Below are 26,028 nucleotides of genomic sequence, written 5' to 3'. Positions count from 1 at the left end.
GCATCGGCGGGTCAGCCTTCACCTGCGCCAACTCCAGCACCTCAATCTGCACGTTCGCCTCCTCCTGCGCCTCACGCAGGCAGGTCAGTGCGGGGCTTTCCCCCGGGTCCACAATGCCTGTGATCGGGGTCCACGCCCCGTTATCGCTACGGCGCACCAGCAGCACCTTAGAATCCTGCTCACGGTACACCACAGCCGTCGCACCGGACAGCCACAGGTAATCCGAACCAATCCGCTCACGCAGCTTACGGATATAGGGAGGAGTAGGCATAACATCAACCTTTCAAACGCCCCGGCAAATCTATCGGGAATAGGTGCTAGAGAGCAGAGCGAACAGCCGCGAGCCGCACACAGAACGAGCCCGCCACTTAGCCGGACGGTCACCCTACTTCGGAATCTACCACAGAGAATACGCCGGAGCAGCCAACGCCACCAGCGCGCCCAGAAGCATAAACGGACCGAACGCAATGCGGGTGCTACCGCGCGCCTTCGTGAACAGAACCAGAGCCAAAGACACCAAGCCACCGGCAAGGAACGTCACCAGCGACGCCCAGCCCAGATTCGCCCAGGACAGGTACCCGAGCACGCCGCCCAGAATGCCGGCAAGCTTCACATCCCCGCGGCCCAGCGCGCCAAAAGACAGGATACGTAGAAGCAGGTAGCAGAACCACAGCACCAGACCGGCACCAATCACACGCCAAATATCGGCGGGGTGACCGGCAAAAAGCAAAGACACAGGCAGTGCCGTGTAGGTCGCAATAGCCAAAGGAATCAGGATGCGGTGCGGCAGACGGTGCTCCCGCACATCAATACGCCACAGCCGCAGGGCACACCACAGAAAATACAGTAGGTAGCTGCCGAGCACCAGAGCGGCAATAACGGAGGCGCCTCCAGCGTTGTAGAGGCGGGAAAGCTCAGCGAGCATAGAACGTCCATTCTGTATTGCTGGAGGCTGTACTACCGGCAGACTACTAGCCAGCGGCACTAGAGTACATAGGCGCTAGAGCATCTAAGTTCTAGGAACCGAAGCGGCGGGAACGGTTCGCGTAATCCCGCAGGGCACGCAGAAAATCAACGCGCGTGAAATCCGGCCACAGGGCACGGCAGAAATAAAACTCAGAATACGCGCTCTGCCAGGTCATGAAACCGGACAGGCGCTGCTCACCCGAAGTGCGAATCAGCAGGTCCGGGTCGGGCATATCGGCGGTGTACAGGTGCGAAGAAATATCCTCCACGCTCAGCTGTTCGGCAAGCGAGTCCAAGGATGCGCCCTCAGCGGCAGCCTCGCGCAGAACCGAGCGGACCGCGTCCACAATCTCCTGGCGGCCGCCGTAGCCGACCGCAATGTTCACGCGAACACCGGGCAGGTGCGCAGTCTGCTCAATCGCCCAATCCAGGCGCTCGTGCAGCTGGCGAGGAATCAGGTCAATATTGCCGATAGCGCGCACCGGACCGCAGGCGGACTCCACCAGACGCACCAAGAACGCATCAATCACAGCGACCAGGCCGGTCAGTTCCTTCTCGGGGCGCTTCAGGTTCTCAGTGGAGAGCATGTACAGGCTCACCTGCGGAATCGACAGCTCAGTACACCAGGCCAGAAAATCAATAATTCGCTCCGCACCGGCGGCGTGGCCCTCACGGGTGCTCAAACCGCGCTGAGCCGCCCAGCGGCGGTTACCGTCCACCAGCACTCCAATATGTGCCGGCAGGGATTCGGGGCTCAGCGAGCGCGCCAGAGCCTGCTCATAGACGGTAGGCTCAGTGACAGTGCCGGGGTTGCTGGCGTGGCCGTGCACAGTAATCACGGGCAGGGCGTTGGCGCTCATAGCTCATACCTCATTCGGCTGTCGTGGCAGATAATTCAGCGGGCTCATAACGAAAGAGTCCAAGCTCTTATTCTACGCCGCCGCGCCGTACCTTCGCGGCAATCAGCATCGCGGTTGGGCTGAGAATCGGCTCAAAATTTGTGGCATCTGGTGGCGGCATTCGGGGTTGCGTACAGGGGCTGCACACATCGCGCGCCTAAGAATGGATGATGCCCTTCACCTACAACTCATATCGTGGGTGAAGGGCATCATTGTAACGCGCGGGGCGATGCACCCCAGCCTAGATAACGTAGTAGTCGCTCAGGCCCTCGTCCAGGCTAGATTCGGGCAGCTGAACCTCAGTATGCGAGGCGGCCAGCGTGTAGTCCTCCCAGGGCCAAATGTCCTTCAGCTGTTCGCTGGGAACGGCGAAAAACACGCCGTTCGGGTCCACCTGCGAGGCGTGCGCGCGCAAAGCCTGATCGCGCTGCTCAAAGTGATCGGTCACCAGGATGCGGGTCGTAGTCTCGTGGCGAGGCGCCTCCCCCGAGGAGGCGCGGTGCGCGAGGTTCTCAATCCAGCCGCTCAGCAGACTCTCACCGTGCGTATCGAGCAGATGCTCGTGCAGGGCGAGGGTGCGTTCGGGGTTGAATGCGCGGTCGTAGTAGAGCTTCAGCGGGGTCCAGGGCTCGCCCTCACCCACGTAGGCTTCCGGGTCGCCTGCCTTCTCGAATGCTTCCACGGCAACCTTGTGGGTCATGATGTGGTCGGGGTGCGGGTAGCCGCCGATCTCGTCATAGGTGATGATGATGTGCGGGCGGTAGTCACGCACCAGACGCACGAGCGGCGCGGCGGCACAATCCAGGGGCATGGTGCCAAAGCTACCGAAGGGAAGCGGCGGCATCGGGTCGCCTTCGGGCAGACCCGAGTCGAAGAAGCCAATCCAGCGGTGTTCAATACCCATAATCTCGCGGGCAGCCGCCATCTCAGCGCGGCGCAGACCCGGCAGGTCACGGTGCGCACGCGGGCTCTTATCAATCTCCTCATTCAGGATGTCACCGCGCTCGCCGCCGGTCATCGTCGCCACCATGAAGCGGGCGCCACGGGCAATATACGCCGAGGCGGTACCGGCGCCCTTGGAGGACTCGTCGTCCGGGTGGGCGTGCACCGCGAGGATGCGCAGACCGGTGTAGTCCTCCTCCAGCGGTTTGAGGGAGTCCACGGGAGGGTGAGACGGCAGGTTTGCCTTCAGCTGTTCAATGGCTTCGCTCACGGTGGTCTCCTTTAGGTGATGCGCCAGGGGTCGATGATGTGTCTGTGACTCGCGAATACGAGCGCTACACGGCAGAAATTTTACGGTTGTAGCTTCTCGTATGATACCCAAGGATAGCGCCGGTGCACTAGCGCAGATGACGCCGTGTGACATCGTGAAACGTGCCGTCATATCAGCAGATTCACGGGCATGAAACAGTCTGATACTGGCGGAGTGTTCAGCTACCGGCGTGCGTACCGACGAAGATGCGTTCAGAGGGGAAGATACGACCGGCATAACAGCCGAAAATCCTCCGGTGCTCTAGAATAGGTCTGTTGATTCATTCCGTTACCGGTACCGCCGCGCATTGAACGCGGCACGCGGTAGCGGGTTTATTCGTTTCGCACCGGCAGAGCCGGCGCATAAGCAAAGGACACGCATGGCTGAAAACACCGGTGCATGGCTCACTCAGGACGCCTTCGACCGCCTCACCCAGGAGCTGGAGCACCTCTCCGGCCCGTACCGCCAGGAAATCGTTGACCGCATCGCGCAGGCACGCGATGAGGGTGACCTCCGCGAGAACGGCGGCTACCACGCAGCACGCGACGAGCAGGCTAAGAACGAGGCGCGCATCAAGCAGCTCAAGCACCTGCTCGAAACCGCACAGATTGGTGAGGCGCCCGTTGATGACGGCGTGGTAAGCCACGGCATGGTCATCGAGGCTGAGGTTGCAGGCCGCACCCTGAAGTTCCTACTCGGCTCCCGCGAAATTGAGGACACCCTCCCTGCCGGCACCGACCTGAAGGTCTTCTCCGAGAAGTCTCCCCTCGGCGCAGCAATTATGGGTGCCAAGCAGGGCGACGAGGTTTCCTACACCGCTCCGAACGGTAAGGAACTGAGCGCCAAGATTGTCTCCGTGACCCCCTACCAGGGCTAAGAAGTTAGAGCTAAGAGACAGCGCTAGATTTAAAACAAACAGTGCGGGGTGCTGACTATAACGGTCAGCACCCCGCACTGTTTTTTGTCTGCCTGCGTGCGCCTATCTGGTTGCCTCCACCCTTCCGATTCGAGGCAACGCTATAGCTCGTCGGCTAATAAATATATCGGCTTAGTAGACGATGATGGGCTTGAAACCCTCATCCTCCAGGGCAGAAATCACCTGGCGGCAATGCTCCACGCCCTTGGTTTCCATGTCGATGGTAATCGACACATCACCCATGGACAGCGAACCACCCACACGGGTGTGATCCACACCGGTCACGTTCGCATCATTCTCAGAAATAATGCGGGAAATGTTCGCCAGCTCACCCGGACGGTCAGACAGCATCATCTTCACGGTCATGTAGCGGCCAGCCGCAGACAGACCGCGCTGAATCACCTTCAGCATCAGCATCGGGTCAATATTGCCGCCGGAGAGCACACACACGACCGTACCCAGGTCGCCGTACTCTTCCTTCAGCTTGCCGTTCATCAGCGCAGCCACGGGCACCGAACCGGCAGGCTCCACCACAAGCTTGTTACGTTCCATCAGGAAGATCAGGGCGCGAGCGATATCGTCTTCACTCACGGTCGCCACATCGTCTACCAGCTCCTTAATGATGGAGAAAGGCATCTGGCCGGGGCGACCCACCGCAATACCATCAGCAATGGTGGAAACCTTCTTTAGCGGCACCAGAGCATCCGCAGCCAGCGACAGCGGGTACGCCGCCGCGTGCTCCGCCTGAACACCAATAATCTTGATCTTCTTGCCGAGCTTCTGCTCCTTCGCGCGGATAGCAGCGGACAGACCAGCCAGCAGACCGCCGCCGCCAACACCCACAATCACGGTGTCAACGTCCGGAACCTGCTCCAGGATTTCCAGACCGATGGTGCCCTGGCCGGCAATAATGTCTTCATTGTCGAAGGGGTGCACGAACACCGCGCCGGTCTCTTCGGCGTAGCGCTTCGCCTCCGCCAGAGCCTCATCCACGGTCAGGCCGTGCAGCTCAACCTCAGCGCCGTGATCGCGGGTTGCGGTAATCTTAGGCAGTGCCGCACCCAGCGGCATGTAAATGCGAGCCTTAATGCCCAGACGGTCAGCAGCCAGAGCCACACCCTGAGCGTGGTTACCTGCACTCGCCGCCACGACGCCGCGCTTCTTCTCCTCCTCGGAGAGCTTTGCCATGCGCACATACGCGCCGCGCACCTTGAACGAACCGGCGCGTTGCAGGTTCTCACACTTGAAGAACACCTCGGAACCCAGGCGCTGGCTCAGGGCACGCGAATGGGCGACCGGGGTGCGTTCAATAACGCCTTCGAGCAGCTCTGCGGCACGTTCAATATCGGTAATGGTCACGGGCAGGGAGTCGAGATCTACGCTCACGGGTTTTCCATTCTGACGGTGCGTTGTCCCGCGGGCGCGGGATGGTGATGTATTGCTCATCCCATTTTAGAGGATGGGTACAGCGAAGGGGGCTACCCGGTCGCAAGTAGCCCCCTGGCGAGACACCGCCGTAGACGGCATCGCGGCCGGCGGTATCGCCGGGACGAGTTAGCGGTGCGTTATCGAGGGTGGCGGGGTGCCCTACGCCAAAACCTCCCGCTCGATGCAGGCCCCTAGTCTTCGGAGGAGTCCGAAGCCTCGGAAGCCTGGTTCTCAGGCTCCTCAGCCTTCTGACGGCTCGGCACCCGGGAGGCCAGATTCTTGACGCTCTCCTGCCGTTCCTGGGCCTTCTCCTCAGCCTGCTCGCGGCGAGCCACCTCGTGCGGGAAGAGGAACTCCTCCTCACGAGGTGCTTCCTTCTCCCAGTCACGGTTCGCCAGGTAACGCACCACCGCGTTGACCACAGCCAGAGTCGGCACAGCGAACAGAGCACCCACCGCACCAAAAATCATGGATCCACCAGCCACCGAGAAAATAACGGCCAGCGGGTGCAGTGATACAGCCTTACCCATGATGAGCGGCTGCAGAATATGCGACTCCACCTGCTGCACCAGTAGCACGATGCCCAGCATAATCAGCGCCTGCACCGGGCCCAGAGCAACCAGCGCCAGAAGCACCGCCACCGCACCGGAGAACAGCGCACCAATCACCGGGATAAAGGAACCCAGGAACACCAGCACGCCCAGCGGAATCGCCAGGGGCACACCCAGGATGGCGGCGCCCAGGCCGATACCGATGGCATCAATCGCGGCCACCAGAATCTGCACGCGGACGTAGGCGCCCAGGGACTTCCAGCCCGCGCGGCCCGCACCATTCACGGCCTCGCGCGCGTCCTTGGGGAAGAGACCGACGACGAACAGCCAGATGCGTTCGCCCTCCATCAGGAAGAAAAGCAGCGTGAACAGGGTTAGGAGCACACCGGTTGCGACATCGGCAGCGGTCGAACCGACCCGAGACACGCCGTTCAGCACGGAGCTGGGGTTATTGGTTGCAGCACTCTCCATCTGTTCCAGCAGCTGGTTCAGCTGGTCTGCACCGAACTCGTAACCGAGGTCCTTCAGCCAACCAATCAGCTGCTGGTAGCCCTGCATCGCCTTATCCGCCATGGACACAAAACCGCGCAGAATCTGCTGACCGGTCAGCGAAATAATACCGGCGAGCACCAGAATCATACCGATTTCGGCAATAGCCGCCGCGCCGCCGGCCCGCACGCCCTTCTTCCGCAGGAGCATGACGGTCGGGCTCAGCAGAGCCGCCAGGAGCATGGCCACCATCATCGCGATGACCAGCAGGGAGACGTGCCCCAAGCCCTTCCACACGACCCAGCCCGCGCCGGCAATCACGATGAGGCGCCAGGACCACGCGCCGGCCACGTCCACGGCGAAGGGAACCCGGTAGCCCTCCCCCGCCCGACGTTCTTCGGCACTCGATATATGCTTCACGCTGTCTCTCTTTCTCAAGCCCGCCAGGTTGCTGGGCGAGCCGGTATTCGTGGGGCGCTAAACCCCGCCAAAGCCGCGAAAGCGGCGGCACCATCACGGTACCGCCGCCTCAAAGTGAGCTTTAGTCGTTGCTAAAGATGCTTGCCAGGTACATGAGAACACGCAGGATCTCAACATACAGCCAGACCAGAGAAGCGGTCAGGCCGAAAGCAAGGCGCCAAGACTCACGCTCGGGCAGGCCAGCCTCCACAGCCTCGGAGGTGGTGGTGAAGTCCAGCAGCAGCGAGTAGGTTGCCAGCGCAACAGCGAACAGACCAACCACCAGGCCCAGCGGAATACCACCAATAGAGAAGCTGTTCAGCGAGGAACCGAAGATACCCGCGGTCAGCATGGACACCAGGCCGTAACCCAGGTAGCTGAGCGCACCAATCATGAAAATCTTATTCAGCTTGGGGGTGGTGCGAATCTTGCCGTTGGCGAAGAGAGCCAGGGTCACACCCGCAACCACGAGGGTTGCCAGAACCGCCTGAACTGCCACGCCGGGGTAGCGCATATCCACAACAGCGGACAGACCACCGAGTAGCAGACCTTCCATGAGCGCGTAGGTCATGACCAGAATCGGGGAAACCTTCTTCTTGAAGGAGTTCACCAGACCCAGGACCAGACCGCCAACCATGCCCAGGAGCAGCAGCACCGGTGCATTCCATGCAACAGCGGCACCGACAGCGACCAGGCCCAGGTTGATACCGGTCTTAACCAAGACATCGTTCATGGTCAGGCGCTCACCGGCGGGGATGGGCTCCGAGTAGGTGGGGGCTGCTACGCCGTAGTCAGCCTCACCGTACGGCTGGCCGTACTGTGCCTGCTGACCGTACTGGGGCTGACCATACTGCTGGCCATAGGGCTGCTGGCCGTAGGTGTTCTGGCCGTAGCCCTGCTGATCATACTGCTGACCGTACTGGCCATAGGTCTGCTGCTGACCGTACTGTGCCTGCTGACCGTACTGCGCCTGCTGGCTGGTCTGCTGCGGCTGCGCACCAAAACGACCGAAACGAGAGTCACCCTGAGTGACATTCTTCGTCATTGAATTCAGAAGCGGGTTTCCCGCCATCTTTCTCTCCTTAAACGGGTACAAAACTAATTCTGTTAATTATATCGGATAGATTCTGTGCTCACGGGCGCTGTTCGTTACCAGCATGGGCTTCTAGCGACCTTGCCAGAATATTTCAGGGCGGTGTTTACCTGAGGTTCACCCAGGCCCGCGCCGCCCCGCATGCAAAGGCTTCTGCGCGTCTCTTTGTGAAGCGTCTAGTGCGAAGCTTCCAAACGGTCCAGGAGCTGTTCCAGATACTCCAGAACTGCCTGTTCCTCGTTCGAGCCAATCACCTCATCAGCAGCATTTCGCACAACCTCCGGGGCATTAGACATGGCAACACCCCAGCCCGCGTAGCGGAGCATTTCCATGTCGTTCTCACCGTCACCGAAGGCAAGAATGCCCGCCGGATCAGCATCCAGACGCTCGCACAGGTCCTCCAGACCGGTCGCCTTATTGACACCGGTACGCACCAGATCAATGGCACCGAAGCCGCTAACCATCGGAGTGACGGTCTGCGGAAGAACCTCACGCAGGTAAACGCTCAACTGCTGCGTCTGCTTAGGCGGAGTCAACAGCGGGAACTTAATGGGTGCGCCCTCAAAATCCTCAACAGAGTCAACCATGACCGAGCCGGGGAAGAAGAACGCCGCAAAGTCCTCCAACGTGAGGGTTTCGGGAAGCTCCTGACCGGTGTCTTCAAAATAGCCGCGAATCATGTGCACAATCTGGTCGCAACGGTCCTTGGGCAGGTAGATACCTTCGGTGGTGCAAACCAGCAGACCGATCCGGTCCAATCCCTGCACTACCTCAATAATGCGCGGCACATCTTCGTCCAGAAAGGGATGCACGGCAAGCTTGCCACTCTCATCGGCAAGATACGCACCGTTTTCAGCGATATAGATGAGACCCTGGTTCTCGAAGCCGCGCATATAGTCCTGCAGCTTGGCGTAGGTGTTTCCGCTCGCCACAACAAAGTGGATGCCCTGCGCCTGCAGGCGGGATAGGATGCGCGAGAAACGTTCGGTGTCGAACGTTTTGGAGTCGGTGAGGAAGGTGCCATCCATATCGACGGCAATGATGGAGGGCTTAGTCTGCATGTTGTGCCTTTCTGACTCTACTACCCCATTCAGGCGGAGGTGCGTCTGTGGCTGTGTCTCTATATAGGGTCTCATGTTTTTGGGCTCCAGAAGACGGTATGCGGGCGTTTTTGAGAGTGGAGCCCACGGGTACCATCGCTTCCTTCGAGCAGGTGGGCATCCCCATGGCAACCGAACTGGTCGGGGGCATCGTCTTTTACCCCCCCCAAAAAAACCCAGACATGTAAACCTTCAAACACGCGAGCGGCGACTCCTCCCCTACGGGAAGAGCCGCCGCCTATCTATACCGCGCATCTACGCGTGTCTATGCAGTGCCCCCACTGGGACTCGAACCCAGAACACAAGGATTTTAAGTCCTCTGTCTCTGCCAATTGGACTATGAGGGCGTATCCCGAACAGTCCGGGACACAAATATTTATTATTCCACGAAAACGCACCCGAATCTAAGCAGAGACACATTTCAAACAGTTCCCCGCACCCCACCGCAGCAAGCATCACGCAAAAGCGCTGGTGGGGAGCTAAGCTAGACAGCTCGCAAGCATCCAGGCGCAAAATAGGCGGTGCGGAAGACCAAAGTCTTCCGCACCGCCCATTGCTTTTATCTCAAATGCGCTATCCCAGGGGCGTACCCCTAAGTCAGGCTATTTTAGAGCTTTGCCTTCTGGCGTGCCGGTGCAGTACCGGTTGCTTCCTGGAATGCCAGGCGCGGGGAACGCTGGTGGCGAATCGAGGAGGTGTCGCGACCGAAGATCTGGTTCAGAGCCCAGGTGGTCATAACGCGAACGGTACGCTCGGTGGTGGGGATTGCAGAGCCGTGGTAGCCGCGGTGCATGATCCATGCCAGCGGGCCGCCAATGGTCTTGCCCTTGAAGTTTGCAACGCCCTTCCACAGGCCCAGACCTGCCACAACACCAATGGTCTCGTGGTAGTAGTCGGTCAGGGGCTCGCCGCGGCGAGCAGCCAGCAGGTTCTTAGCCAGAACAACAGCCTGGCGGGAAGCGTGCTGAGCGTTGGGAACGCAGAAGCCGCCCACGCCGCCACCGGAGAGATCCGGAACAGCTGCGTTGTCGCCTGCAGCCCAAGCACCCTCAACCACGCCGTCGTCGCCGGTGACGCGCAGGTCTGCGCTCACGCGAACGCGGCCACGCTCGTCAATCGGGAAGTCGGTGTTCTTCAGCATCGGGGATGCTGCCACGCCTGCGGTCCAGATCAGGGTGTCGGTCTTGATCTCGCCTGCGGGGGACTTGTCAGCCATGTTAATCAGCTGCAGGTTACCGTCGGTTGCGTCGGAGAGGGAGGTGTTCAGCAGGATTTCGATGCCGCGCGCACGCAGCTCTGCAACGACCTTCTCTGCACGGTCTGCGGGAACCTCGGGCATGATGCGCGGTGCAGCCTCAATCATGACGAAGTGCAGGTCAGAAACGGAAAGACGCTCGTTGCGCTCAACAGCAACGCGTGCCATGTCTTCGAGCTCGGAGATGGTCTCAACGCCAGCGAAGCCACCACCAACAACGACGAAGGTCAGGGCACGACGACGTGTTTCAGGGTCGGACAGCATGGATGCGACCTCGATGCGGTCCAGAACCCAGTTACGAACAGAAACTGCCTCTTCAATGGTTTTCAGACCGATAGCAACCTCTGCCAGACCCGGAATCGGGAATGCACGGGTCACAGCGCCTGCGCCGAGGACGATCTCGTCGTACTTCAGCTCGAAGGGCTCACCGTTATCGGTGGGCTCCACTACAGCGGTGCGGTTTGCGTGGTCGATGGAGAGAACGCGGCCGGGGATCAGCTCGGTGTCGCGCAGGTGCTGGCGCAGCGGCACAGTTGCGTTACGGCCTTCCATGGAACCTGCTGCAACCTCGGGGAGGAAGGGCTGGTAAGTCATGTAGGGGTTCGGCTCAACGATGGTGACAACGCCACCGGTCTCCTTGATAGCCTTCTGAATCTTCTTAGCAACGGTGAAGCCGACGTAGCCGCCACCGACGATCAGGACGCGAGGACGGTCCTGTGCCACCTTAGTGAATGCCATTTTGTTACTTCCTAGTCTTTAGGTACCGAGGTTCGGTAGCCCCGGTAGGGTGGTATGCGTAACTTTCGGCTCGTTCCGAAAGCTCCCCTGACGAACAAAGCGGCCCGCTCTGGAAGTCCTTACGCAACGCGAAGTGGCTAGCAGCACGAGCCTGTCTATCACATACCTGTTGTCTTCTATTTTACGCCTTTGTTTAGGTAATTTCGCACTTATGATTCCTTTGAGCTGACCCTAAGTTAAAAGTTTTGAAGATATGAACAGGGTTCATCTCGTGATGCGGGTTACGGTCAAAATTACCCTTTCCGTTTTTTACGCGGCATGTTCGATATTTTCGTTTATTGATGCGTGCCGTCTTCCGAAACTTAGGTTCCAACAACAAAGCCCGGGACCAACTCAAAAGTCAGCCCCGGGCGAACAGAAGAAGCTCCCTCAGAGAAGAAAAACACCGGCAACCCAGACTCGCAAGAGCCCTAACGAGTCCCCTTCCGGGCACCCTGCTGCGACCCCACAGAAACGCGACGCTTTCCATGATGAGCACCCGGATGATGCGCCGCATCACGAGCCATACGCGCAGCCTGCCCCGCACTCACGTGCATCCTGTGCAAACGATGCACCGAACCAGCCGTAATAATCGTCAACCACAACGTCAAAGCCGCCAAAATCACCGGCGGCAACCAACCACGATCCTCCGGAGGGCGACGCGCATCCGGCGCAGCCGCCTTCACAATGCTCTCACCCTCCTCATGCACCGGAGCAGCATCACTCGGAGTCGGCTCACTCACCTGCTGCTTACGATGCACCGCAATCCACTCAGAAATCGAGCCCAGCGGATTTGCCGTCACCGTAGGCGCGGGCAAAGCCATCGCATCCTGCGGGTTAAACACACCGTAACCGTACAAAGGGTCACGGCCCGTCGCACCAGCATCATCAGCCGAAGCAATCAAACGCTGAGCCAGCTGAGCCGCCGACTCCTGCGGATACTTCTGCTTCAACAACGCCGCAACACCCGTCACCAGAGGGGCTGCCGCCGAAGAACCCGACCACAGCATGTACCCATTACCGGGAGCCGCCGCAATCATGTCCGTACTCGGAGCAACCACAGCAATCGAAATGCCCTGAGTCGACGACCCCTCAGAAACCTGCTTATTCCGGTCAATACCACCCACCGTCAACACGCCAGGAATCGTCGCCGGAGCACCAACCTGCGTCAAACCGCTACCGCGGTTACCCGCAGCCGCAACAATCAGCACGCCCTTCTGCTCCGCATACGCAAAAGCCTCATCCCAGCTCTGCGGCCAGCTCGTCTTATTCGAGCCAATCGACATATTGATAATCTGAGCCCCGTGGTCGACCGCATAACGCACCGCCGCCGGAATCTGCTCATCAATGCTCTTGCCGCCGGTCGTACCCATATTCAGCGAAATCGGCAGAATCTTCGCCTCGGGAGCCACACCAATCATGCCGGTCGGTTTACCCGGCTGGCCAGCAATCGCAGAGTAACCCTGCGTATCGTGGCCGTGACCTGCAATCAGAGAAGCAACCTCCGTGCCGTGCATCGGCTCAGCACCCAGGCCCTTCCAACCGTCCTCGCTACCCACGCCCGAGACATCGGTACCGCGCAGAACATTACCTTCAAGATCCGGGTGGGTACCGTCCACGCCCGTATCAATTACGGCAACCGTCACGCCCTTACCCGTAGCCTGCGACCACAGCGACGTAATACCGTACTCGCGTAGCCAATACTCGCGGTGACGTACATCATCGCCGCTGGCAGTATCCGCGCCCTGACTTGGAGTTGCCGAAGTCTTTGGCACCGCAGTACCCGACGGCGAAGGAGTAGCCGTCACCTCCCTCTTCGGGCTCGGGGACGCAGAAGCTGAAGGCGTCGGGTCCGTCGCCCAAGTGGCAGGCGCCAGCGGGGTCCACAACGGCAGAAGAGTCAACGCGGCACTAGCGCCCAAAGCTGCAACCTTAGGGATGCGGCGAGTAGCGCCTCGGTCAGAACCAACCGAAGCGCGCACACCAAATACACGAGACGCACAGGCGAAAGACGGCGCAACAGACCAGCCGGGCAGGGGCATACCTCGCCGACGCTCAGAATGGAACATTAAAACTCCTCAAGCTGAGCCGCGCCGCGAACCACCATCGGTTCACGGCGCGAGCGCTCAAGCCTACAGCTGGGACAGAGCGATACCGTCCAGAATGTCGTGCTCGCTGACGGTCACCGAATCCACGGCACCATCAGTCATCTCATTCAGACGGGTCAGGATGCGAGCGTAAATCGTCGCGCCGGCACCAATCACATCCACCCGGCCGGGGTGCATGTAGCCGAGCTCCTCACGCTCGGCTCGGCTCAGCGAAGCCAACCAGCGGGCGGTCTTCTGAACGGTCTCTACGGAGAAGCTTTGAGCGTTAATAGCCTCAGAATCGTAGCGGTCCAGACCCAGCGCAGCGGCAGCCACAGTGGTCGCGGTGCCAGCCACAGCCACCACACGGCGTGCATCCTGCAGGGGCACAGTCTTACGAGCCACCTCGAGAGCCTCGTCAGTATCAGCCTCAACACGGGCAATCTGCGAGTCAGTCGACGGGGCGCTCATCATGTGACGCTCAGTCAGACGCACACAACCAATATTGACGCTGCGGGAAGCCTTCACACCCGACTCGTCACCGAGCACGAACTCAGTCGAACCGCCACCCAGGTCGAACACCAGGGTATCGCCATCACCGTAACCGACAGCGCGCACCGCACCAGCAAAGGACAGAGCAGCTTCCTCATCACCGCTGATAACCTCGGGCTCAATACCCAAAATCTCGCGGATACCGTCCACAAACACCTGACGGTTACCCGCATCGCGAGTCGCACTGGTCGCCACAAAACGTACCGAATCAGCGCCGTGCTCCTTCAGCAACTGCGCGTACTCACGAGCCGCAGCGAAAGTACGGTCCAGCGCCTCCTGCGCCAGCCAGCCGGTCGCGTCCACACCCTGACCCAGACGCACAATGCGCATCTCACGCACAACGTCCTTCAGGACGGTCTTCTCGACCCCGTCCACCACCTCAGTAGTGGAATCAGCAATCAGCAGGCGAATAGAGTTCGTACCGCAGTCAATCGCTCCAACGCGCACGGTGGGTTCCTTTCAGGTCTTCAATACCAATCAGTGCCAAAAGGCAACGCGAGCGCCGTAGGCGAAAAATTTTCGCTTTTCGGCGCTCTTTCTTCTATCTATTATGCGCCCGCACCGTCCTTCAAGACGATGCGGGCGCACCAGAATCAATATTTAGGCTTCTTCACGCCACGCGGGGTCGCAGGAGCAGACCTCGGGGGTCCACCACTCGGCGATAGCGTCCAGGCCGCGGTCACCCATCGGGTTCACGCCGCGCCCCACCGACAGGGTGTGGCCGATAACGGCGTGCAGGCACTTCACACGGGTCGGCATGCCGCCGGCAGAGATGCCGTCAATCTCCGGGACCTCTTCAGTGCCGCTGATTAGGCGGATGCGCTCACGCTCAGCCAGGTAGTTCTCGTGCGCGGCAGCGTACTGTGCCGCCAGGTCCGCGTCCTCAGCCAGCGAGTCGGTCATCTCGTACATCAGGCCGCCCGCCTCCAGGCGGGAAGCCGCAGCGGTAATCACCGGATGCGCCAGGTAGAAAACGGTCGGGAAGGGGGTGCCGTTGCTCAGGCGCGGCGCGGTAGCAGCCACGAGCGGGTTACCGCACACGCAGCGTGCCGGAATCTCAATCACGTCGCGGACCTTACGGCCCAGCTGCGCGGAGAGAACACGGATGTCCTGCTCGGTGGGGGTCAGGGTTTCAACAGTTACGCCGAAGCCGCCGGGGGTGCGTGCCTTCAGCTCTTCAATGGTGTTTTCGGTGCTCATAATCCTAAGTTTCTGGTACGAGGGGTCACCTCGTCCGCTTATGCCGGGTGCTTGCCAGGGCGGGGGTTCCTGCCGGTGGCTGGGGCTAGTTCTTCTCGAGAGAATTCCAAACCTTCGTGGTCCAGGCTTCCTCGGGGGCGTTCTTCGCGTTCGCAGAAGTATCGTCCGCCTTCGTGGAGTCCTCGGTAATGCCGGTGACCACGTAGGGGGTGTCGCCGGGGTTCACATAGTAGAGGCGGCTACGTGCCTGCTGACGAACGTAGTTGTCGTCGTTCCACCAGGTCTGCTCCGCCTTCAGCTGGGCGTTCTCCTGCTGCAGCTGGGAAATGTGCGTGTTGATCTGCTTGATTTCCCGATCCTGGTCAATGTAGGTGACCACCGGGTAAGCGGTACCGAGCGCAATCACGCCCACCACAACAGCGGTCAGGAAGCTACGACCGGAGAACATATGAGCCGCCACGGGGGCATCGTATCCGCCCTCTTCACTGCCCTGCTGGGCTGCGGCGCGGCGGCGGGCACGCTCCTCACGGCGAGCCTGCGCCTGACGTTCACGTTCAGGGTGGCGCTGGTTCAAGCCCACGCCGAAGAAAAGGGCACTAGCCTTTTTCATCAGGGAGGTGCGGGCTTCCTTAGCGGCGCCACGCGGCGCATCGGAGGCGGTAGCGCCCTGAGCGGGTGCAGTGGAACTCGTAGAGTGCGACCGGGTCTGCTGGTTTGCTCGCTGGCTCATTGCTCTGTCCCTCGTTCCATTCTGTACCGCTAAGCGCTTCCTTCATATTCTACCGGGTTCGTAGCACCACTTTTCTTCACGGATGGGGCAGGAGCTGAGGATTATAAAATCTGTCGTTGACGCAGAATATCGAGCAAATCCTGCGATTTTTCAGCATCAACTTTTCGGATGAACCACTTACCTGACGCATCAATCTTCTCAAGATCACCACTATTTAGAAGAGCGGGGTTCTCGCGTTCAGGATCCCAATCAATGTAATGGTGATAAACTTTGTTCTCTTCCTTCATAGTTCCAGGAACAAGCTGACCATCGGTATCCCAGTTGGTAGCATGTTCCTTCGCAGAAGAATTCAGGAGAGCAGTGGCACCCCAAATCTCATCAGAAACGTGGGTTTTCCGCAAGAACTTCTGCATAGCCTTGCCCTGATTGGAATCAAGGAATTTCACCATTGCCAGCGCTCCTTCACGAGAAACAACCCAAGAAGAAGAGCCACGGTAAAACTGCACCGGATACTTCATGCGAGGCCGACGAGAGTAGTATACGTCCCAAAGTTTCTGAACCAGGGCGTACACCTTATTGCCCAAACGCGCCTTCAAGTCATAGGAACGCGGGTACTTCAAAACAGTATAGAACTGCGTACCAGGTGCCATTGCGTAGAAGTTCATCCAGCATCGGTCACGGTTCTCTTCTCGGCCTAGGTACTCAATGTATTCAGTGAGCGGACGAGCCGGATAATCTTGGCCAGACAAGAAAATATAGTGATGAGCGTCGGGGTAGGTTTGCAGAGCCTCACGCAGCAGAACCTGCATAGCACGTGTCAGGGAATAACCTCCCCAGTTAACGTTAAACCGGCGGCTTACAAAATGAGCATCAGCAGTTTCAAATTCCTGCAAATTAGCTTTTTTATCAATAAAAGCGACTGTTTCTCCACCCGAGTTTTTAATGATTCGGGTGAGTTCAAGAAATTGCTGAGGTCGCGAATGGGCGAGGATCATAAAACATACAGTCATGACAGTCCTTTAAGAAATTGAGTGGAAAGATCTGGGTGTCCTATCAAGGCATAAAAATAAGGTCGCACCGTAACTATCTGTCATGAATCACATCACGATATAGTCAGGTACGACCCGAGTAGCCGAACAGAGAGCACCAGTTAGCTCATAGGTTTAAGTCGTCAATTGACGTCTTAAACCATTTGAAAGTATGAAGCGTGAGTGAGTATATACCCAAGATTATATGCCTCTAACAAGGAAAAACCGGGTCGACCCACAATACATGACGTGATGAATTACCTCACGATGTATCCGGATCGACCCGGCCTGTTCAGGGAAGTCCAACAGAACATCCCTTATAAGCTTTCAAGCGTCATTATGCCTTGAAGCGGGGGAATGCGGACTTGCCAGCGTAAACAGCTGCGTCGCCCAGCTCCTCCTCAATGCGCAGCAGCTGGTTGTACTTAGCAACGCGCTCGGAACGTGCGGGAGCACCGGTCTTGATCTGGCCAGCGTTGGTTGCAACAGCCAGGTCAGCGATGGTGACGTCCTCGGTCTCACCGGAACGGTGAGAAACCATGCAACGGTACTCGTGGCGCTGTGCCAGCTCCATTGCATCCAGGGTCTCGGTCAGCGAACCGATCTGGTTCACCTTCACGAGCAGAGCGTTAGCTGCGCCCTCTTCGATACCGCGAGCCAGACGCTCGGGGTTGGTCACGAACAGGTCGTCACCGACAATCTGGACCTTGTCGCCGATCTGCTCGGTCAGGGTCTTGTAGCCCTCCCAGTCGTTCTCATCCAGGGGATCCTCGATGGAAACCAGGGGGTACTTTGCAACGAGGTCAGCGTAGTATGCGCTCATCTCAGCTGCGGACTTCTTCTGGCCCTCGAACTCGTATGCACCGTCGTTGTAGAACTCGGAGGATGCAACGTCCAGTGCCAGTGCAACCTGCTCGCCCGGCTTGTAGCCAGCCTTCTCGATTGCCTCAACGATCAGGTCCAGTGCAGCTGCGTTGGACTCCAGGTTGGGTGCGAAACCACCCTCGTCGCCCAGGCCGGTTGCCAGGCCGCGGTCGTGCAGCACGGACTTCAGGGAGTGGTAAACCTCAACACCTGCGCGCAGAGCGTCAGAGTAGTTGTCGAAGCCGATGGGAGCAATCATGAACTCCTGGATGTCAACGTTGGAGTCTGCGTGAGAACCACCGTTGAGGATGTTCATCATGGGGACGGGCAGAACGTGAGCGTTCGGGCCGCCGAGGTACTTGTACAGGGGCAGGTCAGCGGACTCAGCAGCAGCCTTAGCAACAGCCAGGGAGACACCCAGGATTGCGTTTGCGCCCAGCTTGCCCTTGTTGTTAGTTGCATCCAGAGCAATCATGGCTGCGTCAACAGCGCGCTGGTCGGAAGCCTCAATGCCGATGACCTCTTCAGCGATTTCTTCGATAACAGACTTCACTGCGCCCAGAACGCCCTTGCCCAGGTATACGGACTTGTCGCCGTCGCGGCGCTCAACAGCTTCCCACTCACCGGTGGATGCGCCCGAGGGCACAGCTGCGCGTGCGAAAGCACCGTCTTCGAGCAGAACCTCAACCTCAACGGTCGGGTTGCCACGGGAATCCAGGATCTGGCGTGCGTGAACTGCGGTAATAACAGCCATGAATTGTTCTCCTTATGAGATGTCAAGGATGTGAACGGCTCACCCGGTAGTGGACAAGTCGCGTCCCCTAAATTCTAGCAAAACTCCCACACAAACACACTAGTTGCCACCGCTTTTTTATTGCCTTAATGAAGGTCTAGATAACCCTTAGTCAGGCGCTACAAAGCGGAACAAGACCCACACTCCCCCACATTGTGAGGGTGTGGGTACTCCCCCAAAGCACAACATGAGCCCAAATGCCGGGGTATGTGCCACGAGCATCCTCACGGTTGCCCAACACAACCCCAAACAAACAGAAGGCGCTTTGAAACCTTTCATTCCCTCAGAGAACAGATTTCAAAGCGTCTCACAGAAGAACTCAACCAGCGTTTCTAATAGCTCGGCTCATCATGCGTATGCTGAGCAATATAGCGACGAGTGTACGAACGCAGGGCACGCTCCGGATCCAAACCATTACGCTGTGCGCGGCTCACCAACGCAAAGAGCAGCTCGCCGAATTCCTCTTCAGTGTGCATATAGCGCAGGTCGTCCTCCATGCTCGTGGGCTCCGGCGGCAGAATAATACCCGCCTTACGTGCCTTCACAGCAGTCTTCTCAGCCATAGCGAGCGCCGGCAGATGCGGTGGAATACCATCCAGCGCGCCACGGTCGCTCTTCTCCTTCTTCTTCAACGCATCCCACGCCGCCTGCTGCTCAGCCGCGGTGCGAGGCGCCTCCGAAGAGCCCTCAGACTCAGCCGCAAACACATCGGGGTGGCGCGAACGAAGCTTCTGCACAAGGCCCTCAACCACCTGCACGATGTCGAAGCCCTGCGGGTTTGCCGCAGCAATATCAGAGTGGAACACCACCTGTAGCAGCACGTCGCCCAGCTCCTCACGCAGCAGCGGCATATTCGGCTCGCCGCCGGTTTCTACCGCCTCGACAACCTCGTAGGCTTCCTCCACCAGGTAGCGGATTAGGGAGGCGTGAGTCTGCTCAGCATCCCACGGGCAACCGCCCGGTGCGCGCAGCAGCGCCATGGTTTCCACCAGGGTGCCGAAGGCTTCAGCCGCGCGGGCGGCAGTGTCCTGAACGTTCTGCGCCGCAGAAGCCTCAGGAGTATTAGGGGTATCAGTCATAACAATCTTCCTCATCGAAAAAATGACAAACATAGCGCGCCGCGCCGACCCCCACACGGGGAGCCGGCGCGGCACACCTTACAAGGTTTTAGAGGTTCCAGTGCGAAAGCGCGCTCGTCATATGAGCCGGGATCTTCGAACCCAAACGCGGGAACATACGCAGCTCCTCAACGTAACGCTCAGCATCCAACGGACGCGGGTAGGTGACAAACGCCTGCTCATTCGCATAATCGAATGCCGCCTGAACCGGCACGCCCGGGGTGAAGGTCAGGCTCATAGCCAGCGGCGAGCCCTCGCCCTCGCTGTACGAGTCGGTCTTCAGCGCCGGAATGTCCAGCAGGGTTTCGGGAATCAGCTCGAAGGTACGGACCTGCTCCCAGAAGCCGTTGCGGCGCACGTGGGTCAGGGCGTCGTAGTAGGAACCGAGGGCGCGTACACGAATCAGCACGGTAGTGGCGTCCTTTGCGGTGCCGTTCTCGCCGAAGAGGTGCTCGACGACCGGCGCCAGACGCTGAGCGACCTGAGCCTCGGTCAGAACCAGGTTACCGGCTGCCAGCTGAGTCTCCGAGGGAACCAGCGGGCTCTGCACCGCGGCGGAAGGGGTGTCCGGCTCAGCGACGATGGTGGGCAGCTGGTTAAGCTCACTCAGAGCCGACGCAGAGATGCTGGAGGAAAGGCCCGCGGGGGCGGTCTCCGGCAGAGCGGCGGGTGCAGCAGGGGCAGCCTGAGCGGCAGCCTCGGATGCGGGCGCAACCGCTGCGGGAGCCTCACCAATCTTAGCCGCGGGAGTTACCTCAACGGTCTTGAGCTCAGCGGCCTTCTCAGCGGGCTCTTCCTGAGCGACAGGAGCCTTTACCTCGGTAGCCTTCGACTCAGATACCTTTGCTTCGGTTGCCTTCGCAGCGGCGCCGGCGGTGCCCACAGCGGCAGCTGCGGCAAGAGCACCAGCCAGGCCGGGAGCGACAGATGCGCTCTCGGAGACGGGCTCAGCGTCTTCCAGGGCAGGTGCCTCAGCGTGCGCTTCAGCGGAAGCAGCGGAGGTCTCCTGCTCAGCCAGCAGTTCAGAGTCGTCCAGGAACGCGGGCAAGGCGGGCTCTTCAGCCTTCTCTGCGACCGGCTCATCAGCAGATTCCTCAACGGGCTGGGTACGATCCAGAGTGAAGGACTCAGCAACCACGGGAGCGGCAGCCTTCTGTTCCTCGACAGCCGAAGCTTCCTCAGCGGGTGCTTCCTCAGCAACTGCGGCAGTTTCCTCAGCGGCAGGAGCTTCTTCCTCTGCATCCAGCTTCTTCTGAGCGTTGGCAACGATGGCAGCCAGGGCGGCTTCCATGTCTTCGCCAGACTCATCAAGCTCCTCAGCGGAGGTCTCAGAAGCCTCAGATGCCTCAGCGGCAGACTCTTCAGCCTGCTCAGTCTCGGGCTCTACGGTAGCCGCACCGAAGACCGGGTCGTTCTCGTAATCGTGCTCGAATTCAGCTTCAACCGGCGCAAACTCAGTCTGAGCAGGTTCGTCAGAAGCTTCGACAGATTCCTCTACGTCTTCCTTCTCCTGTGCGGAGGCGACAGCGGCACCAGCCGCTACGGTACCGGCCGCAGCAAGACCGGCGGCAGGCAGCAGACCCGAAGAGGTACCCTCTTCAGCAGCCTCAACGACAGGCTCTTCAGTGGATTCAACAGCGGCCTCAGCCTCGTTAGCCGCCTGCTTCTGAGCAAGCTCAGCCTCCAGCTCACGCTCGATAGCCTCACGCTCAGCCTCAACCGAGTCAGCACGCTGAACAGCAGCTTCCTGAGTCTCCTCCTGCGAAGTAGCCTCAGCAGCCACAGCGGTTGCAACGGGCTTAGCCTCGACAGCGGTGCCCTCCAGCAGGAAGCTCTCACGGGTAGTCTGGCCGTCCGCCATACCCAGGTAGGATGCGTGAACCTCCAGGCCGTCACCTAGACGCGGGTTCAGAGAGACCGCCGCGCGGTTCCAGGTTGCGCCGGCCTGCTGAGCCTCGGTGTACAGTGCCGCCACGGGTGCGAACCAGTCAATGCCGGGCGCCACAATGCCGGTTTCGACCTCGCGACCGCGGTGCAGCAGACGGTAGTGCATATCCTCATCCACCTGGCGCAGTTCCAGGCTCATGGTGCCCGAACCGCGGGTGCGCATGAGCTCCGCCAGGCCATAGAGGGCACGCTGCTTGGGGAGAGCGGGCAGGGTCGCTGCGCCCTCTGCGGGCTCGCTCAGGATGATGGACTCGGCAACCAGCTCTGCCTCGTCTTCGCTGAGCTTCTGCTCAGCTTCCTTCAACTCTGCAGCGGGCTCCTGAGCGGACTCTTCACGAGCGGAAGCCTCCTGCTTCTCGGCTTCCTTCTTATCGATGGCCTCTGCGGTCAGAGCGACCCCCTGAGAGGTACCCTTTTCTGCCTTCTCCTCAGCCTTATCAGCCTTTGCGGCGGAGGCAACAGCAGCGGCAGCAGCCACGGGTGCAGCAACAGCGGCAAGAGCAGGAGCTACAGAGGAGCTCTCGACGGGCTCGTCGTCCTCAGAACCGGAGCCTTCAGCCGCGGAGTCCTCAATCTTGGTAGCAGGCTCTTCCGTAGCGGTTTCTTCCGCGGTGCTGTCCTCAACAGCGCTTTCTTCAACAGCGGAAGTGTCAAAGATCAGCTCTGCGGTGTTCTCTTCTTCAGCGTCGAAGTCCTCAGCCTCGAGCGATTCAGAGACGGACGCTTCGTGCTTCTCCTCAACGGATACAGCGGAGAGCAACTCGGTCTCATCAGAGACCGCGTCTTCTTCCTCAGTAAGTTCAGATGCCAGCAGTTCAGGTGCCTCAACGACAGCCTCAATCGGCTCTTCCTCACCAGCGGCAACAGGCTCTGCAGCCTCTTCTACGCCTGCGGTAAGGTCAATGGTCTCCTCGGATTCGAAGTCTTCAGTAGCATCAGCAACAGGTGCGGGTGCCTCAGAGGCCTCAGCGTCTTCGACAGATTCAGCAGCTTCAGTGGACTCGGGTGCCTCAGCGGACTCTGCTTCCTCAGCAACTACCTCATCAGCGGGAGCTTCTTCAGCGATTACCTCATCGGAGGCGACCTCGCCGAAAGTCTCCTCTTCGCTATCGAGGGTGATGCCCAGGCGAGCAGCGTAGGCTGCCGCCAGGTCGTCCAGGCCGGCGTTCTGTGCCTCGGTGACAGCGGCGCGGGTGCGGGCAGTCTTCAGGTCTTCTGCGGTCAGGGAGTCTTCAGCACCTGCAGATACGTCCTCAGCGGCAGATGCAGAATGAGCGTTCTCAGACTTGTTCTCAGTAGCTTCTACAACAGCGTCGGCAACCTCAAGCTCTTCGCCACCCTCTGCCTCGTCTGCAGCCGCTTCAGCGACCTCAGCGGCAGTATCTTCGACATTCTGGGCACGCAGAGCACGCAGGTGCTCTTCAAACTGGGAACGTGCATCCGCTGCGACGTCCTTAGGCTCCTGCGCCTCGATAGATGCGTCCTCAGCTTCGGACTCTTCATCATCGCGCAGGAACGCGGGGGTAGCGGGCTGAGCAGCCTCAGCAACCGGGGCGACTTCTTCTTTAACGTCCTGGTCCTCAGTATTCTGCTCGACCTCAACAGGCTCCTCAGATTCCTGCGGGAAAGCACCAAGCGCAGCCAGCAGGCTACGACGCTCCTGCTCCTCCGCTTGTTCCTCGGTCAGCTCCTCAGCAGCGGAAGATTCTTCAACCTTCTCATCGCCGTGCAGGAGGGCACGCTTGAGATCCTCAACAGCGCGGTGCTCTTCATTCTGCTCTTCGTCGTGGTTCTGGTGGCGTGCGCTTTCAGACTTCACGAAGCGGCGCAGGGAGTCCTCCCACTGCTGCTGTTCCATAATCTTTTCGCTCAGTCGCGCGCTCTTAGGAGCGTCTTCGCTTGCCTGTTCTTTCTGAGCCTTAGCGGTTTCGGCGCTCTGTTCTTCGCGCGACTGTTCATCCAACTTCTTCTTGCCGATTCCAAAGAAGCTCATTGGGTGTCCTCCTCCGGCGTGCGCCGTGTGATGGTGCGCCATCTCCTTCAACCCCCGCAGGTGTGTGGGCACGGAGTCGGGAACATGACGCAGATGTCCTCATAATCCTTTTAATTCTATCGTGTGCATAGAGTTTCACCCCGCTACTCGGTGAGAGGTAACGGGGTGAAACTTGTACAGTTTTCAAGGCTTGATGCGGCTATATAGTCGTACTTTCAAGCCTGACTTATAAGCTTTCGAGAAGCTCTTTAGCGTGCCTCATCGCGGATGGGGTTCGCCGCCTTCGCAGCCTTCGCCAGCTCAAAACGGACGGCGCGCAGGGCAGTTGCCGCCATGACGCGCACACCAATGCCGATCGCCTGCTCGCTCGGGGCGTAATCGCCCTGGTGCAGATCGTAGGTGGGGTCGCCGGGGGCACGGGTGCCCAGGCGGAACATGGAGCCGGGAACTTCCTGCAGCATCCACGCGAAGTCTTCGCCGCCCATGGACTGCTCAACCAGCACAATGGAGTCTTCGCCCAGTTCGGCGCGAGCCGCGTTCTCCAGCATGGTGGTTTCCAGGTCGGTGTTCACGACCGGGGGCACTCCGCGGATGTGCTCCACACGCGCGGTCACGCCGAAGGGTACGGCAACCTGCTCGATGACTTCATCCAGCATGTTGCCTGCCTGACGCCAAACCTCAACATCCAGGCAACGCATGGTACCCGCCAGGTAGCCCTCGGCGGGAATAGCGTTGGGGGCAACGCCAGCACTGACCTGACCCCATGCCACCAGCACACCCGAACGAACGTCGGTGCGGCGGGTTAGCACGGCGGGAACCTGCACAGCAATCTGGCTCATCGCATAGATGAGGTCCTCAGTCAGATGCGGGCGAGAAGTGTGGCCGCCGTGACCGCTCAGATGAATTTTCACGGTATCCGAGGCGCTGGTAATCGCACCGATGCGGGTACCGATCTGGCCCAGGTCCACCTTCGGGTCACAGTGCAGAGCGAAAGCACGCGGAATATCCTTGAGTAGACCCTGCGAAATCATCTGCACCGCACCGCCGGGCAACTGCTCCTCAGCGGGCTGGAAGAGAATACGGACGCTACGGCCCAGCGGGGTCTTCTCGTTCAGCTCGTGCAGTGCCAGCGCCACACCGAGCATGACGGTCTGGTGAATATCGTGACCGCAGGCGTGCATCACGCCGGGCACGGTAGAAGCATAGGGCAGGTCGGTCTGCTCAACAATGGGCAGAGCGTCAATATCGGCGCGCAGAGCCACAGCGAAGGGGCCGCTCCCGATATCTACGTAGCAGCCGGTACCTTCGCAAGCAACGGGGTTCATGCCGGCTTCTCGCAGTCGATTCATGAGGCGCTCAGTGGTCGCCACTTCACGGAAGGAAAGCTCCGGGTTGGCGTGCACTTCGCGGCGGAACTGCACGAGGGTACCCATCATGCGCTCCACCCAGTCGTCGAAGACAGGGGTGGACAAATCGTAGCGAGAATTAGCGAAAACCATACACAGTAGAATAACGCCGCCCGCCGGGGTTTACCTACCCGCTCCCCCTTTCTGACAGCCCTCGAGAATATCTATGACTTTATGACAGATTGTGAAGAGTTTTTGTGCACGCCGAAGCCCCTGAAAATGCTCTGTGCCATCATTTCCATCAGACTTTTTCTGTCAAACAATTCAAGCCGCCACCCGGTGTGGGTGACGGCTTGAATCGTCAATGCTGTATCAGCTGATACCGCGTACTCAGATTAGAGCGAGCGGCTCAGGATTGCCTGCTTCACCTCGGCAATAGCCTTGGTGATCTGGATGCCACGGGGGCAAGCCTCGGTGCAGTTGAAGGTGGTACGGCAACGCCATACGCCTTCCTTGTCGTTGAGGATCTCCAGACGCAGGTCGCCTGCATCATCGCGCGAGTCGAAGATGAAGCGGTGTGCGTTCACGATAGCGGAGGGGCCGAAGTACTGACCGTCGGTCCAGAAGACCGGGCAGGACGAGGTACATGCTGCACAGAGGATGCACTTGGTGGTGTCATCGAAACGTGCACGGTCCTCAATGGTCTGCAGGCGCTCACGCTCAGGCTCGTTCGAGTCGTTGATGAAGAACGGCATGATTTCGCGGTATGCCTGGAAGAAGGGCTCCATGTCAACGATGAGGTCCTTCTCGCAGGGCAGACCCTTGATGGGCTCAACGGTAATCGGCTTGGACAGGTCAAGGTCCTTCAGCAGGGTCTTGCAAGCCAGGCGGTTACGGCCGTTGATGCGCATCGCGTCCGAACCGCAGATGCCGTGTGCACAGGAGCGGCGGAAGGAGACGGAGCCGTCTACTTCCCACTTAATCTTGTGCAGAGCATCCAGCACGCGGTCGGTGCGGTACATGGTCAGCGGGAATTCATCCCAGTACGCCTCGGAGGAAACTTCCGGGTTGTAGCGACGAATCTTGATGACCACATCGTACGTGGGGATGGAGTCGGAGTCGCCGCCGGTCATACCCTCAAACAGCTTGACGGATTCCGGTTCGGGGAGTTCGTTTTCAGCCATT

The 26,028-nt window shown here is 59.5% G+C and carries 20 protein-coding genes and 1 tRNA gene; 1 reads left to right on the top strand and 20 read right to left on the bottom strand.

The window, feature by feature from the left end:
• The 4 genes from HMPREF2971_RS06045 to mca all read right to left on the bottom strand — a co-directional run.
• Positions 1 to 271: NUDIX domain-containing protein (locus tag HMPREF2971_RS06045; protein ID WP_141755863.1), on the bottom strand; the 271-nt coding region annotated here is incomplete at its 3' end.
• Positions 272 to 397: 126 nt separating this feature from the next.
• Positions 398 to 925, bottom strand: coding sequence for a prepilin peptidase (locus tag HMPREF2971_RS06040; protein ID WP_049341530.1), 528 nt, complete (start codon positions 923 to 925; stop codon positions 398 to 400).
• Between the two features lie 91 nt (positions 926 to 1,016).
• A complete protein-coding gene (gene uppS / locus HMPREF2971_RS06035; protein WP_005508943.1) occupies positions 1,017 to 1,826 on the bottom strand; it encodes a polyprenyl diphosphate synthase in 810 nt (269 codons plus the stop codon).
• A gap of 280 nt (positions 1,827 to 2,106) precedes the next feature.
• Positions 2,107 to 3,078 (bottom strand): mycothiol conjugate amidase Mca, encoded by a 972-nt coding sequence (gene mca, locus HMPREF2971_RS06030; RefSeq protein ID WP_070691898.1) that lies wholly within the window; start codon positions 3,076 to 3,078, stop codon positions 2,107 to 2,109.
• Between the two features lie 418 nt (positions 3,079 to 3,496).
• Between mca and greA the strand changes: the two genes are divergently transcribed.
• Complete coding sequence (gene greA, locus HMPREF2971_RS06025; protein WP_049327910.1) at positions 3,497 to 3,994, top strand: transcription elongation factor GreA; 498 nt, start codon at positions 3,497 to 3,499, stop codon at positions 3,992 to 3,994.
• Positions 3,995 to 4,165: 171 nt separating this feature from the next.
• Here the strand turns inward: greA and ilvA are convergent, their stop codons facing one another.
• The 16 genes from ilvA to HMPREF2971_RS05945 all read right to left on the bottom strand — a co-directional run bounded on the left by ilvA (position 4,166) and on the right by HMPREF2971_RS05945 (position 26,027).
• Positions 4,166 to 5,419, bottom strand: a complete 1,254-nt coding sequence (gene ilvA, locus HMPREF2971_RS06020; RefSeq protein WP_070691897.1) for a threonine ammonia-lyase — start codon at positions 5,417 to 5,419, stop codon at positions 4,166 to 4,168.
• 233 nt (positions 5,420 to 5,652) lie between these two features.
• On the bottom strand, positions 5,653 to 6,912 hold the full coding sequence (locus HMPREF2971_RS06015; protein WP_371440850.1) for an AI-2E family transporter: 1,260 nt from the start codon (positions 6,910 to 6,912) through the stop codon (positions 5,653 to 5,655).
• A gap of 130 nt (positions 6,913 to 7,042) precedes the next feature.
• A complete protein-coding gene (locus HMPREF2971_RS06010; RefSeq protein WP_044150729.1) occupies positions 7,043 to 8,032 on the bottom strand; it encodes a Bax inhibitor-1/YccA family protein in 990 nt (329 codons plus the stop codon).
• Between the two features lie 197 nt (positions 8,033 to 8,229).
• Positions 8,230 to 9,114: a Cof-type HAD-IIB family hydrolase gene (locus tag HMPREF2971_RS06005; RefSeq protein WP_049358312.1), complete on the bottom strand. Its 885-nt coding sequence runs from the start codon at positions 9,112 to 9,114 to the stop codon at positions 8,230 to 8,232.
• Between the two features lie 312 nt (positions 9,115 to 9,426).
• Positions 9,427 to 9,500: transfer RNA gene (locus HMPREF2971_RS06000), tRNA-Leu, on the bottom strand.
• A 260-nt stretch (positions 9,501 to 9,760) separates the two neighbouring features.
• Positions 9,761 to 11,146 (bottom strand): NAD(P)/FAD-dependent oxidoreductase, encoded by a 1,386-nt coding sequence (locus HMPREF2971_RS05995; protein WP_012904069.1) that lies wholly within the window; start codon positions 11,144 to 11,146, stop codon positions 9,761 to 9,763.
• Between the two features lie 470 nt (positions 11,147 to 11,616).
• Positions 11,617 to 13,254, bottom strand: a complete 1,638-nt coding sequence (locus HMPREF2971_RS05990) for a S8 family peptidase (protein ID WP_070691894.1) — start codon at positions 13,252 to 13,254, stop codon at positions 11,617 to 11,619.
• Between the two features lie 63 nt (positions 13,255 to 13,317).
• Positions 13,318 to 14,271: a Ppx/GppA phosphatase family protein gene (locus HMPREF2971_RS05985; RefSeq protein WP_049338698.1), complete on the bottom strand. Its 954-nt coding sequence runs from the start codon at positions 14,269 to 14,271 to the stop codon at positions 13,318 to 13,320.
• A 153-nt stretch (positions 14,272 to 14,424) separates the two neighbouring features.
• Positions 14,425 to 15,024, bottom strand: coding sequence for a DUF501 domain-containing protein (locus tag HMPREF2971_RS05980; RefSeq protein WP_049341514.1), 600 nt, complete (start codon positions 15,022 to 15,024; stop codon positions 14,425 to 14,427).
• 85 nt (positions 15,025 to 15,109) lie between these two features.
• Complete coding sequence (locus HMPREF2971_RS05975; RefSeq protein ID WP_049350040.1) at positions 15,110 to 15,754, bottom strand: septum formation initiator family protein; 645 nt, start codon at positions 15,752 to 15,754, stop codon at positions 15,110 to 15,112.
• 101 nt (positions 15,755 to 15,855) lie between these two features.
• Complete coding sequence (locus HMPREF2971_RS05970) at positions 15,856 to 16,764, bottom strand: beta-1,6-N-acetylglucosaminyltransferase (RefSeq protein ID WP_080973343.1); 909 nt, start codon at positions 16,762 to 16,764, stop codon at positions 15,856 to 15,858.
• A 355-nt stretch (positions 16,765 to 17,119) separates the two neighbouring features.
• Positions 17,120 to 18,400 (bottom strand): phosphopyruvate hydratase, encoded by a 1,281-nt coding sequence (gene eno, locus HMPREF2971_RS05965; RefSeq protein ID WP_049341512.1) that lies wholly within the window; start codon positions 18,398 to 18,400, stop codon positions 17,120 to 17,122.
• 371 nt (positions 18,401 to 18,771) lie between these two features.
• Positions 18,772 to 19,518, bottom strand: coding sequence for a nucleoside triphosphate pyrophosphohydrolase (locus HMPREF2971_RS05960; protein ID WP_005506837.1), 747 nt, complete (start codon positions 19,516 to 19,518; stop codon positions 18,772 to 18,774).
• 88 nt (positions 19,519 to 19,606) lie between these two features.
• Positions 19,607 to 23,497 (bottom strand): ornithinee aminotransferase, encoded by a 3,891-nt coding sequence (locus tag HMPREF2971_RS05955; RefSeq protein ID WP_070691891.1) that lies wholly within the window; start codon positions 23,495 to 23,497, stop codon positions 19,607 to 19,609.
• A gap of 248 nt (positions 23,498 to 23,745) precedes the next feature.
• Positions 23,746 to 24,996 (bottom strand): amidohydrolase, encoded by a 1,251-nt coding sequence (locus HMPREF2971_RS05950; RefSeq protein WP_049358308.1) that lies wholly within the window; start codon positions 24,994 to 24,996, stop codon positions 23,746 to 23,748.
• A gap of 242 nt (positions 24,997 to 25,238) precedes the next feature.
• Positions 25,239 to 26,027 carry a succinate dehydrogenase iron-sulfur subunit gene (locus tag HMPREF2971_RS05945; RefSeq protein WP_005506828.1) on the bottom strand — a complete coding sequence of 263 codons (789 nt, stop codon included), beginning with the start codon at positions 26,025 to 26,027 and terminating at the stop codon, positions 25,239 to 25,241.
• Position 26,028 lies beyond the last annotated feature (1 nt).

Origin of the sequence: Rothia sp. HMSC066G07 (genome assembly GCF_001814485.1) — a bacterium.
Lineage (GTDB): Bacteria > Actinomycetota > Actinomycetes > Actinomycetales > Micrococcaceae > Rothia.
The sequence above is the reverse complement of the archived record's forward strand: the minus strand, read 5'-3'. Positions and strand labels throughout refer to the sequence as shown.